The sequence below is a fragment of the Mycobacterium sp. MUNTM1 genome (assembly GCF_054660795.1).
This window is the reverse complement of record NZ_BAAGDE010000020.1, coordinates 63,380-77,599: the sequence shown is the minus strand read 5'-3', so window position 1 is coordinate 77,599 and position 14,220 is coordinate 63,380. Positions and strand designations below refer to the sequence as shown.

Annotated in this window: 15 protein-coding genes and 3 riboswitches; of the genes, 3 read left to right on the top strand and 12 right to left on the bottom strand. The window is 63.3% G+C overall.

Annotated features, from left to right (window positions below; genetic code table 11):
• Positions 1-51 precede the first annotated feature (51 nt).
• Positions 52-381: a DUF3349 domain-containing protein gene (locus ACYQ8K_RS13855; protein WP_459969787.1), complete on the bottom strand. Its 330-nt coding sequence runs from the start codon at positions 379-381 to the stop codon at positions 52-54.
• 239 nt (positions 382-620) lie between these two features.
• Positions 621-1,694 (bottom strand): DUF190 domain-containing protein, encoded by a 1,074-nt coding sequence (locus ACYQ8K_RS13850; protein ID WP_069401082.1) that lies wholly within the window; start codon positions 1,692-1,694, stop codon positions 621-623.
• A gap of 211 nt (positions 1,695-1,905) precedes the next feature.
• Here ACYQ8K_RS13850 and eno point away from each other — a divergent pair, with 211 nt between their 5' ends.
• Positions 1,906-3,192 (top strand): phosphopyruvate hydratase, encoded by a 1,287-nt coding sequence (gene eno, locus ACYQ8K_RS13845; RefSeq protein ID WP_459969785.1) that lies wholly within the window; start codon positions 1,906-1,908, stop codon positions 3,190-3,192.
• A gap of 10 nt (positions 3,193-3,202) precedes the next feature.
• Here eno and ACYQ8K_RS13840 read toward each other — a convergent pair whose 3' ends face one another.
• The 9 genes from ACYQ8K_RS13840 to ACYQ8K_RS13800 all read right to left on the bottom strand — a co-directional run bounded on the left by ACYQ8K_RS13840 (position 3,203) and on the right by ACYQ8K_RS13800 (position 12,394).
• The gene (locus ACYQ8K_RS13840; protein WP_459969783.1) at positions 3,203-5,128 is read right to left on the bottom strand and encodes a proton-conducting transporter transmembrane domain-containing protein; all 1,926 of its coding nucleotides are present in this window, start codon (positions 5,126-5,128) and stop codon (positions 3,203-3,205) included.
• Between the two features lie 101 nt (positions 5,129-5,229).
• Positions 5,230-6,033 (bottom strand): NADH-quinone oxidoreductase subunit B family protein, encoded by an 804-nt coding sequence (locus tag ACYQ8K_RS13835; protein ID WP_459969781.1) that lies wholly within the window; start codon positions 6,031-6,033, stop codon positions 5,230-5,232.
• Positions 6,034-7,494, bottom strand: a complete 1,461-nt coding sequence (locus ACYQ8K_RS13830) for a hydrogenase large subunit (protein ID WP_459969779.1) — start codon at positions 7,492-7,494, stop codon at positions 6,034-6,036.
• Positions 7,495-7,550: 56 nt separating this feature from the next.
• Positions 7,551-9,047, bottom strand: coding sequence for a proton-conducting transporter transmembrane domain-containing protein (locus tag ACYQ8K_RS13825; protein ID WP_459969777.1), 1,497 nt, complete (start codon positions 9,045-9,047; stop codon positions 7,551-7,553).
• Positions 9,048-9,052: 5 nt separating this feature from the next.
• The gene (locus tag ACYQ8K_RS13820; RefSeq protein ID WP_459969775.1) at positions 9,053-9,280 is read right to left on the bottom strand and encodes a hypothetical protein; all 228 of its coding nucleotides are present in this window, start codon (positions 9,278-9,280) and stop codon (positions 9,053-9,055) included.
• A 3-nt stretch (positions 9,281-9,283) separates the two neighbouring features.
• The gene (locus tag ACYQ8K_RS13815) at positions 9,284-9,967 is read right to left on the bottom strand and encodes a hydrogenase (RefSeq protein ID WP_069401089.1); all 684 of its coding nucleotides are present in this window, start codon (positions 9,965-9,967) and stop codon (positions 9,284-9,286) included.
• Positions 9,967-10,887, bottom strand: coding sequence for a respiratory chain complex I subunit 1 family protein (locus ACYQ8K_RS13810; protein ID WP_232327095.1), 921 nt, complete (start codon positions 10,885-10,887; stop codon positions 9,967-9,969). The genes ACYQ8K_RS13815 and ACYQ8K_RS13810 overlap by 1 nt, the downstream gene beginning before the upstream one ends.
• Positions 10,888-10,922: 35 nt before the next feature.
• Positions 10,923-11,381 (bottom strand): NUDIX hydrolase, encoded by a 459-nt coding sequence (locus tag ACYQ8K_RS13805; RefSeq protein ID WP_459969772.1) that lies wholly within the window; start codon positions 11,379-11,381, stop codon positions 10,923-10,925.
• A 61-nt stretch (positions 11,382-11,442) separates the two neighbouring features.
• Positions 11,443-11,519: riboswitch (Fluoride riboswitch) on the bottom strand.
• Complete coding sequence (locus ACYQ8K_RS13800; RefSeq protein ID WP_459969770.1) at positions 11,519-12,394, bottom strand: metallophosphoesterase family protein; 876 nt, start codon at positions 12,392-12,394, stop codon at positions 11,519-11,521. It overlaps the preceding riboswitch by 1 nt.
• Positions 12,395-12,625: 231 nt before the next feature.
• A riboswitch (Fluoride riboswitch) is annotated at positions 12,626-12,699 on the top strand.
• Between the two features lie 26 nt (positions 12,700-12,725).
• Here ACYQ8K_RS13800 and ACYQ8K_RS13795 point away from each other — a divergent pair.
• The gene (locus tag ACYQ8K_RS13795; protein WP_069401091.1) at positions 12,726-13,163 is read left to right on the top strand and encodes a universal stress protein; all 438 of its coding nucleotides are present in this window, start codon (positions 12,726-12,728) and stop codon (positions 13,161-13,163) included.
• Entirely contained in the window at positions 13,160-13,732 is a 573-nt protein-coding gene (locus ACYQ8K_RS13790) for a histidine phosphatase family protein (RefSeq protein WP_459969768.1), read from the top strand. Before ACYQ8K_RS13795 ends, ACYQ8K_RS13790 begins: the two co-directional genes overlap by 4 nt.
• On the opposite strand, the gene ACYQ8K_RS13785 is transcribed toward ACYQ8K_RS13790, so the two are convergent.
• Positions 13,711-14,049 carry a hypothetical protein gene (locus ACYQ8K_RS13785; RefSeq protein WP_459969766.1) on the bottom strand — a complete coding sequence of 113 codons (339 nt, stop codon included), beginning with the start codon at positions 14,047-14,049 and terminating at the stop codon, positions 13,711-13,713. The two genes, ACYQ8K_RS13790 and ACYQ8K_RS13785, sit on opposite strands and share 22 nt — an antisense overlap.
• 43 nt (positions 14,050-14,092) lie before the next feature.
• A riboswitch (Fluoride riboswitch) is annotated at positions 14,093-14,154 on the bottom strand.
• Positions 14,155-14,220: the final 66 nt, after the last annotated feature.

The following is a 14,220-nucleotide window of genomic DNA, read 5'->3' as shown; positions in this document are numbered from 1 at the left end:
CAGGGCGATATTCCGTAAAGATTTTGCCGTCCCGCGACGGGAGCCGTCTCCTTAGTTATCTGGGTCGATGATTGGCCAGCCGATCTCGTCCAGCCGTCGCTCCACGCGGTCAAGGTCGGCCGGGGACGGTAGTTCGTCGGTGATTCGGGTAATCGCCGCGCCAATATCGGAAATCTCAACATTCAGCTCGTCGTCGCGGGCCACTAACTGGGTAACCACGGCGGTGACTTCGTCGTCGGATAACCGGCGCCGCAGCAACGCCAGCAGCGGGATGTAATCGGTCTGGGGGACGCCTCGCGGATAACCGCGCCGCACAAACGCCACTATCGTGGCTACCAAATCGCCGAGCCTCACGATGCGTCCCTGCCGCACCGTCGACACCGGCGAGAACCGTTAACATGGCCCAACCGTGTCACTGCGGTATCGGACGCGGGGCCGACACTCAGCGGTTTCCTTCTGTCTGCCCACAGCCGTCCCGACAGCACCTGAACCGCCTGCAGACTTCGACGACTAGGCACGAACGCGGCCGAGGATGGTGTGGAACTTGTGACCGCGTTCGCGACATCTGCGGGAGCGGATGGCATCGCATGCCACTGAATCGGTATGTCAACCATGGTGTCTCAATAGTCATGGCGGGCCATGGACGTGCCGTGGTTGTCGCCATCGGGTGGGACAACGGCGGGCACCATTTCGCTGGTCACCAAACCCTGCTCTCGCGTGAGTTCATCGACAACGTCGAAGGATTCGGCGATGTTGGTTGGGGAGTCGATGACAATGGTGACGACTGGAACGTGACGCGCGAGCGAAAAGAACTTGTCGCCGTGGGGTTCGTGATCGCCGTGAAAGCCCCAGATTCCACGTAACACGGTCGCTCCGTTAGACGTTCTGCGTTGTCGGAGTTGCTGGATAAGTGCACGGTGGATGGGCGCGCCGTCGTGTCGTGCCGCTTCGGAGGTGTAGATCATCAATTTCTGCCACAGCGGCAGACCATGCTCATCTGTTCCCGGCAGGGCGTGGGGTCGTTCCAGTAGTTCGCCGTCGCGCTTGCAGACGCGGACCCGTTCGATGGTGATGAGGGGCCGCCGCAATAGCCCTCCGAGTTCGGGCAGCACCCGCCCGATGAGCGGACCGGAGCCCACGGCGATGATCATCATCGGAACGTCGACGTTGCGGCCAAAGAATGCGGCGCGTTGTCGATGTCCGTGGGCGGTGCCGTCCACCCCGAGGAATACTGAGGCTCCCGCGAGGCGGCGCCGGTACATCAGGTCACAGATCGCGACGTAGGCGGGCATGCCGTAGACACGTTCTTTGCGGCCGACATAAATCGTCAGCTTGACAGCTTCATGCAGCTCGTCCGCGAGTTGCATGGATCCGATATCGTCGCGCAGCAGCCGGGCACGCTCAAGGGTGATCAGGCCGCGCTGTTTGAGGGACAATATCGGGTCGAGCAGTGATTCGATCTGGGCTCTGGTGTCCGCGGCGATGATCGCCACCGGCGGGTCCTCGGATAGGGTCAATGATTGGTCGGTTCTGAGGTGGTGTCGTGCCCCGAAGCCACCGATACCGCGTAACACGATGCTGGTCGCGATGCTCCGCTGTTCGTACAACTCGAGCATCTTTTCTGCAAGAAACCGGTCTCCGCTGCGCCGGCGCTCGTCGAAGTAGGCGCTAAGTTTGAGGGAGTCCTGGTCCATGCTTGCCCTTTCGTTGCCATGCAGGAGTTTTCCGCAAGACGTTGCAGGTCTGACGGATTTGAGAGCCGGGTATGCTATAAATTGGCAACGCAAGATGGCGGTGGGGCTCGCCATAATTGCACGTCGGGTCTCGGCGGCCAACGGTCCCTGCGGAACACATCGGTATTCGGCTGGCTAATTGCATGGCCGAATGTGACGCGGAGGAAGATACGTGGCCGTTCAATTTTCGTCGATATCTGCACTCGAAATCTTGGATTCCCGTGGACGGCCCACTCTTTCGGTGGCCGCGACGCTCTCTGATGGGCGTCGAGTGTGTGCCGGTGTGCCGTCCGGCGCCTCGACGGGTAGCCGCGAAGCTGTCGAATTGCGTGATCATGATGAGCGCTACGACGGCATGGGTGTGCGTCAAGCGGTGGCAAATGTCAACGGTCCCATCGCGGAATTGTTGGTGAGCCGGCCGTTCACCGCCTTGGAGCAAGTCGATCAGGCATTGCAGGCCCTGGACGGGACGCCCAACAAGTCGCGATTGGGCGCTAATGCGATTGTCGGCGTTTCGATGGCGGCGGCCAAGGCGTTCGCGCTCGAGGCGGGTCAATCGCTGTGGCGGTGGCTGACTCCTGCCGGGATGCATCCACGGCTGCCGGTGCCACATTTCAATGTCATCAATGGAGGTGCTCATGCGTTGAACGGCCTGGACTTTCAGGAGTTCATGATCGCACCGATTGGCGCACCGTCGTTTTCGGAAGCGATACGCGCCGGTGCCGAAGTGTATCGCCAGCTGCGTTCGACTTTGACTGCTCGCGGTTTGGCGGCGGGGCTGGGGGACGAGGGCGGTTTTGCCCCCGAGATCCGTTGTCCGGAAGACATTTTGGCGTTGCTGACCCAGGCGATTGGCGATGCCGGTTATACCGCCGGACGGGGTGGCGTCGCGATCGCCTTGGATCCGGCGGCGAGCGGTTTCTATCGCGATGATCGCTATCAGGTCAACGGCGAGTCGTTGTCCAGCCAGGATCTGATCGACCGCTATGCGGCCATGGTCGACCGTTACCCGATCTGGAGTATCGAGGACGGCATGGATGAGCGCGATTTCGGGGGTTGGCAGAAGTTGACGAGCGCGCTGGGCGCCAGGGTGCAGCTGGTCGGCGACGACAATTTGGTGACCAACCCGGATTTGATCGCCTTCGCGGTGCGCGCCGGGATCGGCAACGCTGCACTGATCAAGGTCAACCAGATCGGAACGGTGTCGGAAACCCTTGAAGCCCTTGCCCTGTGCAGGGAGGCGGGCTACGGCGCGATGATTTCGCATCGCTCGGGAGAAACTGGCGATGCGTTCATCGCCGATCTCGCGGTGGCCTCGGGGTGCGGTCAGATCAAATCTGGTGCACCCGCGCGGGGGGAACGCGTCGCCAAATACAATCGACTGTTGGAAATCGAAGCGGCTGCAGCGGAATTGCCCTTCGGGTTGACCGCTGTTCATCGTCTGACCCTGCGGGTCTGACTCATGTCGGTCATGATGTCGCGATCACGACGGCCAGAACGGCCAGCACCGCGATGAGCATGTAGGCCATGTACGCATCAAGGCGACCGGACTGCAGCTTCTTGCTCAGCCGTGACACAGCGAGCATGCCGCGGGTCACCGGGCGGTAGAAGTAACGCTCGACGACGTCGACCACATCGATGCGATAGGTGTAGCGGTGCGGTGAATTTTGGTGATTGTCGGGTTCGTCTTGGGCTTCCATAAGCGCGGTTCGTGTCAACAGCACGGTGGCCAACACGTTGCGCACCGGATTGGCGTAGCCGGAGGACGTGTAGCCCACACCGCGGTCGACCCCCGGCGATGCCGACGACCACGGCGCGACCGCCCGAACCCGCAAAAGATTGCGGCCGGCGAACGCCGTAGCGAACGCTGCGATGAGCACGGTCATCGCGGGCAGCACGATCCACAGCCAACTCGGAGATAATGCGGAGAACTTGGCGAATACGGGCTGCAGGACCCACGGGTCGCCGTTGGCGCCGGCGGCCTGATCACCCACAATCGGGCGCAAGCCGCGCGCGATCAAGCCCACCTGCAGCGGCGCCACAGCCGCAGCTCCCAGGCAGCCGACGATCAGGATAACCACGCCTAATCGGTAGCTCCACTGATGATCCACTCGGGCGGCTAAGGGGTCCAGGTGCGGCTCATCGATGCGGGCCGGACCGAATGCGGTGAGGGCAACGACCCGCACGAAAGTCACCCCGGCGATGCCAATGGTCAGAGCGATCAAAGCGCCGGTGGCCGCCGTGGACAGTTGCATCGCCAGACTCGTCACCCGGAACTGCTGCATCAGCGATTCCAGGGTGAACCATTCCGAGGCGAAACCCGCGGTCAGCGGCAACCCGGCCAGCGTCAACGAGCCGATGACGAGGCCGGTGCCGGCCCAGGGTAGGCGCCGCACGATGCCGCCGAGCCGGTCGAGCTCCGTCGTTGCGGTCGTGTGTTCAATGGTGGAGGTAGACACGAACATCAACGTCTTGCCCAAGGCGTGGGCCATCACCTGCGCGGTACCGGCCACCAGCCCGGCAGCGACCAGTTTGGGCTGTTGCGCAGCTGCACCTGCCAACGCCACGCCGAACCCGGCAGTGATCATGCCAGCGTTTTCCACACTGGACCACGAAATCAACGTCGCTAGGTCGGGATTGACCGCGGCGTGGGCGATACCCAAAATCGCGGTCAGACCGCCAATGAGCAGCACGACGCAAACCAGCCAAACCGATGGAGCGCCAAAGACGTGCAACGTGCGCCACATGCCGTAGAACCCGACGTTGACAGCACTACCGGCGATCACGGCCCGCGCGGGCCCAGGTGCCGCGAAATATCCCCGCGGCATCCAGATGTGGGCGGGTAAGAGACCGACTTTGATGCCGAACCCCATAAGCAGCAATGCGTAGGCGGTCTGGCCCGCAGCGCTGCGCGGGTCGACGGTGCCGGCGGTAAACGCAAAAGTATGGGTGTGTGCAGCGAGCAGTAGAGCACCGATGAAAAGTGCCGCGCCACTGGCCCGGCCAAAGATCACGGTGATGACCGAGCCACCGGCCCTGCCTGGTAAGTCGCGGTCGTAGCCCGATATCAGGTAAAACGCCACAGTCAGGAGCTCCCAGCCGAAGAGCAGAACGAATAAGTTGTCGGCTGTGATGATGATCGCGACTGCGCTCAACGCCACGGCGATCGCGGCGGGCAGTCGTGGACGGTGCTGATTGGCCGGGGCGGAGGCAGCGATCAGGGCCGGCACGGCAACCCCAAAGGACACAATGAGGAACAGTCCCGAGAGAGGGTCCACACGCAGTGCCGCGGGCCCAAACCCCGCCAACCCGTCGAGGCCGAGACGTTGTCGGTAGCCGGCCACCGCGCACGCGCCGGCGATCACCAAGACGACTGCGCCAGCGGTGTTAGCCATCCACGCCGCAGCAGCCAACCGCTCCCGCGTTCTGCGGCCCCGATCGCGCCCGGCGCAGGCGCTGATCAATGCTGCTGCGGCCAATAGCGCAAGCCCGGCGATCAGCATGATCCGCCCCGGACTGCGGGCCCCGGGACGCGACCCAACGCCAACAGGATGCCGTGCAGGATGCTGAATGGCGAGGCCGGTGCCCCCGGCACCCACACGTCGACGGGCACCACGTCGGAGATCCCCACGCCACCGGTGTAGCCGCCGCCGATCAATCCTCCACTGACCGCGTCGGTTCCGACAGCGACCACCACGATCGGGGTAGGCATCGCCTCAAGGGTCCGTCGCAACGGTTCAACCATTCCGGCGGCACCGATCCCGGTGACCAACAGGATGTCGGCGTGGCGAGGACTGGCGGTAAAGAAGATTCCTAACCGGTGCAGGTCGTAGACAGGATTGGTCAGGGCCTGGATCTCCCATTCGTCGCTGCCGTCGGAGCCGGTATCGATGTGACGCAGATGCACCGACCGCCGCAGCCGCCGCACCCGCTTGCTCAGAGCAGCTCGCAACTCGGCCAAAGCCTCGTCGCTCTCGTCGACATTGCCGACGACCAGCATCGTGCGGGCCAATCGTGCTGTGTCGGAGCCAGTTTCCCAGCCGAACCATTGGGGCGCCAGCTCGACGCAGCGCCCGCACACGATGCAGCGTCCGCGGTCCAGGCGTGGCTGGGGCTCAACCGAGATGGCGCCGGTGGGGCAATCCTCGGCAGCAGCCGCGGCCGCGGCCAACGATCCGCGGGCGGACCCATCTCCGATGACAGCTACAGCCGCGGGGAATTGATTGAAGTAGTCATCGGCACGTTTAGGCCACCGGCTGGTGATGATGCCGTTGCGTAATCCCCTCAATACCCATGGCATCTACATCGCCACCCCGGCATAGCACAGGCCGAAACTCGCTTCGATGAAGGGAAAGTCGGTGAAAATGTCACCACCGAACACGTCGTGGAACAGCAGCATGTTGTGTAAGGAGGCTGTTCGGGCAAAGCATCTGCCGATCGCACCGTCGCGGACTTCCAACCCATAGAGGACCTCACCTTGGGGCGCTTCGGCCCAGCCCAGCGCGAAGCCATCGACGACCTGGACCGGTACGATGACCGCGGAATCCGCAAGGGGCGCAAGCCGATCGCAGGTGCAACGAATCAATTCGGCTGAGGCATCGATCTCGCCCCATCGGACCCGCAACCGAGCCAAGGCGTCGCCTTGATCGTCGACGACGGCGGCGTCACCACCGGGTAACTCGGCGTAGCCGTCGTAGGAACGTTTGCGCGCATCATCGCCGCAGCCGGATCCGCGGCCCACCGGCCCCAGCGCCCCATGTGAGGCCGCCAGCGACGCATCCAGATGCCCGGTGCCGCGGAGCCGGTCAAGAAACGAGGCGTTGACCATCAGGGCATCGCGGTCACGACGGATCCTATGGATGATCGCCGCCAATCGCGTGGAAAGCTCAGCTGGTTCCAGCCGGGGTGGGGCGCTGATCCCGCCAACGCGCACGACGGAGCGACCAAACCTGTTGCCGCACAGGGCAGAGATCAATCGCATAATGCTTTCTTTGTGCCAGCCGAATCGCGCGAGGGGGACGGCTATGCCTGCGGCATCGCACAGCCGCGTCACCACCTCGAGATGGTTCGCGATGCGTTCGAGTTCGGCGTGGATCACCCGGACGAGCCGCGCCCGCCGCGGTGGGGTGGTGCCGGTGAGGTGTTCTGCGGCATGAGCAAAGGCCAGGGCGTGGGCCACCGACGAGACACCTTCAACGCGTTCGGCGACGAGAATCCCGTCGGCGAGAGGCAGCGTTTCAAAACGTTTGGCGATTCCGCGATGCTTGTAATGGGGTCGGATGTTGAGGTGAGGTATGTCCTCCCCGGGTGTCTCGATGAGAAATTCGATGGATTCATACACTCCGGATCGCACCGGACCCAGCGGCAGGGTAAAGACGCCTCCGCCGCCGACATCGACTGGTCCACGCGGTTCGGTGGCGCTGGAGTGGACGTGGCGATCCAGTGCCGCGTGGTTGATATAGCCGGGACGTGGCGACGGTTGTCCTGGTTGGCGGGCCAACAGTAGGGGGTCCAGGCGAGGGTGTCCGAGAGGCACCACGCCCGATAGGTCGTGCAGCGCGCGTTCATACCAAAACGCGGCCGGCACCTCCGGGGTCAGTGCCGGATAAGATGTTGTGCCCTCGGCATCCGGTGCCAGGCGCGTCCGAAGGCAGCTGACCCACGAACCACCGACCAGCAGGGCGTGCAATTGGGCCGTCTCCATATCGTGGGCGGCATAGACGCCGGCGAAGCGGTAGCCGGCGGCGACGTGGGCGATCACATCTTGACGCCACCGTTCCAGCGGCAGGTCGACCGCGTCGGTTGTGGTAGTCGAGATCATCGGGCACCGACGGCGAGTTCGGTGGCGCCATGATTGAGCAGGTTGACTAAATCCGAGGGCGGGGCCAGTCCCAGCACCAGCAGCGCTAGCACTCCCGCGACGACTGGGGCCACCATCCAGCGGCTGGGCTCACCGGGAAGCTGAACGATTTCCGCTTCGGCAGCATCAGCTACCCTGGGGCGAAACAGGATTCGAGTGGTCGCAAGGGTCAAACCGAGGAAAGCCAGTGTCACTAGGCACACGAGCGCCGCGGCGGCGATGTTGCGGGGGTGGGCGAATCCCCCGGCGATGATTTGGAATTCACTGCGGAACAGGCCGAAGGGCGGCATGGCCGATAATGCCAGTACGGCGATCAGAAACAGGGGACCTGACCAGGGTAAGACGCCGAGGCCATCGGCCATCCGCGCCAGTTCCTTGGTTCCGAATTTGCGCACTAGCACGCCGGCACCCATGAACGCGTTGCCCTTGGCCGCGGCGTGAGCCAGCACGTGCAGCAATACACCAGACAGGGCGATCGGCGCGCCGAAGCTCATGCCGATCGCCAATATCCCCATGTGTTCGACACTTGAATAGGCAAGCAGCCGTTTGATATCGCGCTGCTCCAGTAGATACAGCGCAGCCAACAGCAGGGAAAGCACCCCGAAAACTAAGAGCACCAGCTGCGGGAAGCGGGGTCCCAGCGCTGCGACGGTGATTTGGTAATAGCGCAGGATCGCATAAAAACTCACTGCCAGTAGTGACCCCGACAGCAGCGCCGACACCGGGGTGGGTGCCTCGGCATGCGCATCGGGCAGCCACGTGTGTACGGGGAAGAATCCCACTTTGGTGCCGTATCCCACCACCGCGAGCACGAACGCTAACCGCACCGGGGTCTGGGGTGAGTGGCCGGCGGCAGCGATTAGCGGGTCGAATGCCAGGTCGTAGGACTGTCCCAGCACCTGTGCACCCGCGTAATACATGAAGATGGTGGCCAGCAACCCAATCCCGAGGCCGGAGGAGGCGATCAGCACGTACTTCCATGCGGCTTCGGTGGCCCCTTCGGTGTCATCCAATGCGACCAATAGGGCCGAAATGACGGTCGTGATCTCGACTGCGATCCACAACAGTGCGAGACCGTTGACCAGCGGCGCGCAGATCATCGACCAGGCAAAAGCATTGAGGCCGATGTAGAACCGCGCGCTGTGGCGGGCAAATAGCGCTTGCTGCTCAACGGTCTCGGTACGGACTGCGCGTTCTTCGTGGGCGAGGTAGCCGACTGAATAGATCCCGACGGTGGCGTACAGGAAACAGGTGCCCAGCAGAAAGATCAGCGACAGCGAGTCGGCGCGCAGGTAGTGCAGCGCGGTGATGGTGTGGCCGACACCGGCCGGTACCAGCGCGGCGACGAGAATGAAGGTGGTGACACCGGTCACCGCGGTCACCGCTGCCGCGACGTGATGTGACGCGCGCAAACACACCAGCGTGGTGATCAACGGCAAGATCACCAGCAGCACAATGATTATCGGCATTGGCTATCCTCGGAGCGGTACCAAAAGCCGGGTTGGCATGTGCTTTGTTCACTGGAGCTCGCCGCGGCGATGCCGCCGGGCGCAGGTATGTTGGCCAGCAGGAACGCGCCGATGCCGATCAACCCGGCTACTGTCGCCGCGATGCAATGCGCGGTCTTAAGGCACACCAGGCTGGTGATCATCGCGGCGACGGCAACTATGACGAACAACATGGACATGGGTTATCCCCGCAGCTGGTCGAGTGTCTGGGTGGACAGGGATCGTGTTCGTCGGTGGTGGGTGCGCATCAGGACTCCGAAAACTACTACTGCCACTAATAAGTCGAACAGGAAGGCGACTTCGAGGATGAGTGGCATTCCGGCAGCGACCACCAGGCTGGCTAACGAGACACCGTTTTCCAGTGAGAAGAACCCGATCGCCTGGCTGACAACGTCGCGTCGAACGATCATCAAGATGAAGGCCACCAAGATCACGGCTACCGACAAGCTGAGTGCGGCGGTGGGTAGAACAGGGGAATGGATGCCCAGCACGCCGACGGCGAAGAACCCGAATGCCGCGACGGCGATGGAGATCAGCACCTCGTTGGCGACCCCGAGGGCGCCGCTGCCCGCGATTTCTTGGTTGGCTTCCCTCAACAGGCTGACCACCAGCAGTGGTACCACGATGACTTTCAGGAGCAGCGAAAGTACTGCCAGTGCATACAGTTCGGGAACGTCGCGTCCGAATGCGACGACGGCGGCAAGCACGCTCACGGCCAGCGACTGCCCGGCGTACAGGCGCACTTGCCCACGCAGCAGGGCGGCGCGCAGCATCCCGAACTCGAGCAGCAACACAACGAGCGCCACCGTGTTCGCGACGCCTTCGTATACGGTCGGAACGGACTCCGACGTTGCGAGCACAATCATCAGCCGCCTCCCAAGTACAGGGTGAAGACTGCCAGGATCGCCAACAGTAAAGCGGCCGAAACAAATTCAGTGATTTTGAACAATCGAAGCTTGGCGTAGCTGTTATCGATCACGGCGACGACGCAGCCCAACAGTGCGGCCTTGGCCAGCAACGCCAGGATGGCCAATCCGACTGCGGCCGGATCGGTGCTTGACGCCATCCCCCACGGGGCGACGAAGACATTGAGCAAGATCACATAGAGCACGAATTGTTTAGCGGCAGCACCCCAATGCAGCAGCGCCAGATCCGGCCCCGAATGCTCGAAGGGGCGTCCTGTTTCGATCATCCCGAATTCGGTGGTGCCGGTGTGTGTTTCGACAGGTATACGCGCGGTCTCGTAGAGGATCACCATGAACAGCGCTGCTGAGGCCAGTAGGTGGGCGGGGCGGACGATCTGATCGGGGCCGCTGCGGACGGTGGCTCCCAGGACGTAGGGTAGGTCGGTCGTGGTGATCAGCGCGACCGTGAACACCACGAGTAACACCACCGGTTCGGTGATGGCGGCGAAGGTCTTGGCACGACTCGACGCCAGCTGCGCGTAGGCGTCACCGGTTTCGGCGGCGGCCACCGCGACCAGGAAACTGGCGAAGGCCAGGATCAGCCCTCCGCCTTGGATGTCGCCCATGTATCCCAGCGGCAAGGCGTAGCTGGTGAGCACCGGGATCAGCATGGGCACGGTGAGATAGCAGGCCAAGGATGCCAGCGGCGCTAGCCGAAAGAAGGGTCCCGCGCCGTGCGGCGCCAGTGTCTCCTTACCGAAGAGCTTGTGCAGGTCGAAATACGGTTGCAGGATTCGTGGTCCGCGGCGGCCTTGAAGACGCGCTTCGAACCAGGCGATGAAGCCGCTAATGCCAGGTGCACCGCCAGCGACGGTGATCACTTGCAGCCCTTGAATGACCGGCAACGGCAGACTCGTCATGAGATGTCTGGCCCCGGGCGCCACAAGTTGCCCAGATAGCGGGCGTGTTTACCGTCCCCGCGCGATAGGTCCCGCAGGAAACCAGCGATGGGCGGGTGCAGTGCAATCTCTTTGAGGTCTTCCCAAGCTACCCACACCGGCCTGCGTCCGAGTTCACCCGCTAAGGGGGCCTCGGCATCGAACTGGTCTGCCAAGAAGACCAATTCGACAATCCGCCGGCAGCTATGGGGATCGTTAACTTCCAGAACGAACGCGCAGCCAACAGGCTGAATGTCTAGGCCGGTTTCTTCGCGGGTCTCTCGGCGTATGCAGGAGCCCATGCTCTCGTGCGGTCGAGGACGACCACCAGGCAGCACCCAATCACCCGTGTCGCGCTGCACAAGGAGGACCGCATCCCTACGGACGATTGCCGCGGCGCAACGCAATTCGACTAACGAGTCATCAGCCGATTTCATCGCACCGCCGAATACGCCGGGCTTGCGCGGCTAAAGACACAAATCACCTGCGACTCCTCAGCGGTTCGCAGGCGCCATCAGCCTTATGCGGCGGTTCGAAAGCAAAGCTTTCCGGCGGACTCCATCGCCGATGTCAGTTAACCAACGGCAATTCGGTTGGTCAAGTCGCGCCGGGCTGATCGGTCATGGTCTGCGCTGCTGAGCCGGTGCGCTCCTAGTTCGGCCAGATTGACCACCACCATGTTGTTGTCGATCGGGCCGCCGTTTTTGCCCAGACCGTCGACCACCGTGCGATACCCTTCGCCGTACAGTATCGATTGGTAGCGGTGGTGAAAGTGCCCGTGCCACAGCCGGGCCGGGCGTACCGCGTCGACCACCGAGCGCAACCGTACGCGGTAGAGCTCGGAACGACGCAGCTCTTGTGCCGGGAACCCGAATCGGTCCCGGGCGGCACCGGGAACCGTGATGCCCGCTGGACAGTCGTGACAGAACATGACATCGGCGGGCCCGCCGGCCGCGGCGTCACGAGCTTGCTGCGCGGTGAGCGACTCCTGCGCCCACCACGACCGTCCGGGTTGACGCAGGAAGCGGTCGATGGAATAAGCGCCGCCCAGCGCCAGGCATCGAGTCTGTGCCCACTGCCACCGAAATCCTCGCGGCAGGTGCACGATGCGGTTACGCAGATGACGAAGACCATCACCATCGACAGGCCAGCGGAACAACCGGTCGAAGTTCTCGTGGTTGCCATCGACGAAGGCCAAAACGATCCCCCAGCGATCCAACGCATCGTCTAGCGAATCGAGGTAGCGATCGGTGAAGTTGTAGCCGAAGTCTCCCAGATGCAGCAGCACCGTCGCGTGCCGCTTGGCCGCGTGCTCAATGGCGGCAACTCCGTAGGCGGTATCGGCGTGCCAGTCACCTGCGATCGCGATCCGCGACGGAGGAGCAAGGACCGAATGTGCCAGCACTTGGCTAGGCAGCGCTGGCAGCGACGGTAGTTGTGATCGAGTCATGGTCGGCTCCTGGGTCCACTTGCGATCCGCGCCATGCTTTAACACACCGCGCGAACGGCACCGGTCAAATCCCAGGGACCGTTGGCAACCGCCGGATATCTCGTGATTACCCTCAAAGCGATTGCGACATACGCGGGCCCCACCGCCTGCTCTGCAGTTCAGGCTACGCGCCTGTTTCGATCGAGGTCAACCGTATTGGTGGTGGCCCTCGCGGCGTCTGAGCGGCTAGCCTGATCGTGAGGCGATGGATCTCCGCCGGGGTATTGCACCCGAACCGCCAACCGGCTGATGGCTCCTGCGACGTCGTAAGCACCCGACGAGGAGCCCCGCTATGGCGTTGGTTGTCGGATATGATCGCCACCCTGCCAGCCGGGCCGCCTTGCTCTTTGCCGGGGGGCTGGCTCGCGCACTGGACATGCCGGTTCATGTTGTCCATGTGGTGGACAGGTCCGACAGCGCATTTACCGGCACGCCGGACGGCGCAGCCGATGCCGTCGAGCGGCGGCTCAGCGCCGAGCGCCAGCACGTCGGGCAGATCCTCGACGCGGCCTACGTGCGGTGGACCTACCATCTGTTGGACGGAGATCCGGTGGCGGCGATTCTTAAGACTGCAGATGACTGCGCGGCGACCCTGATTGCGGTTGGCCGGCCCCAACACGGCATCGGGCCTTCGGTGAGTCATCTTGTGACCGGCGCTGTGGCGCGAAATCTGTTGCGTCACAGTACCCGCCCGGTTGCTGTGGTCCCCGAGTTCGCGGATAGCCTGTGAACACCCTGAGCGTGACTCGCGTCTACCTGGCCCGGCATGGGCGCACCGCACTCAACGCTGATGGGCGTCTGCGCGGGCTCAGTGACCCTCCACTCGACGAGGTCGGTAGGGCCGAAGTCTCCCGACTCGCCAATGCGCTGGCTCCACGACGCCCCGCCACGGTGCTCTGCAGCCCTCTGCAACGAGCGGTGGCCACCGGGCAGGCTATCGGCGCCGCTGCGGACGCGCCGGTCACCATCGACGCCCGGCTCATCGACCGCGACTACGGGTCCGTCACTGGTCATCGGCGCGAAGAGGTCGAACGCCGTTACGGCAGTGTTGATTCCGCGCCCGGTGTGGAAAGCCGGGCGGCTCTCGCCGATCGCGCTCGGCGAGCGTTTTTCGAACTCGTGGGTGAATTCAGGCGCGGGCCGCTCGTGTTGGTCTCACACGACGCGTTCAATACCGCTCTACTGGCGCAGTTAGATCCGTCACTAGAGCACATCACGCAGCGCACGGCGTGCTGGAATCAGCTCAGCCTGATCGAGGGAGTATGGCAGGTGGACTGTTATGACGTTGTCGCGGAGTAACTCTGGCCGGTTGGGCCCCCCTGATTGAAGTAGGTCATCAGGATGTCTTCGGCGCGATGATATTGCAGTGAATCCACCCACAAGCGATGAATGGGCGCACGCGCCCGATAACCTGCGCGCCCGCCCGGAGTAGCCACGTACCCGCCGACGTCAGCGCTGGCAAGCGCAGCCAACACCGGAGCGATATCGTGGGCCTCCAAGTCGGCCAACTCTGCCCAGTAGCTCGCGAAGACTCCGTTGTCGGTGCCGCCCGGCGGTAGCCAGAACGCCATGTCCAACCGCGCCGGCTTGACGACGCGACGCAGCGGTGAGCTCACGATAACCCTTGAGATAATTGACGGGACATGTATTCTCCCAGCGCAGACCGCAGGGGCTATTGGCACTAGTCTGCGGTTTCGGCGAGCCCCACCGCCTTCTCCCATCATGGCCCGCTACGGGGCGATTCGCCACCGAATCTCAACGATGGTTGCGCTGAAGCTTGACCTGCC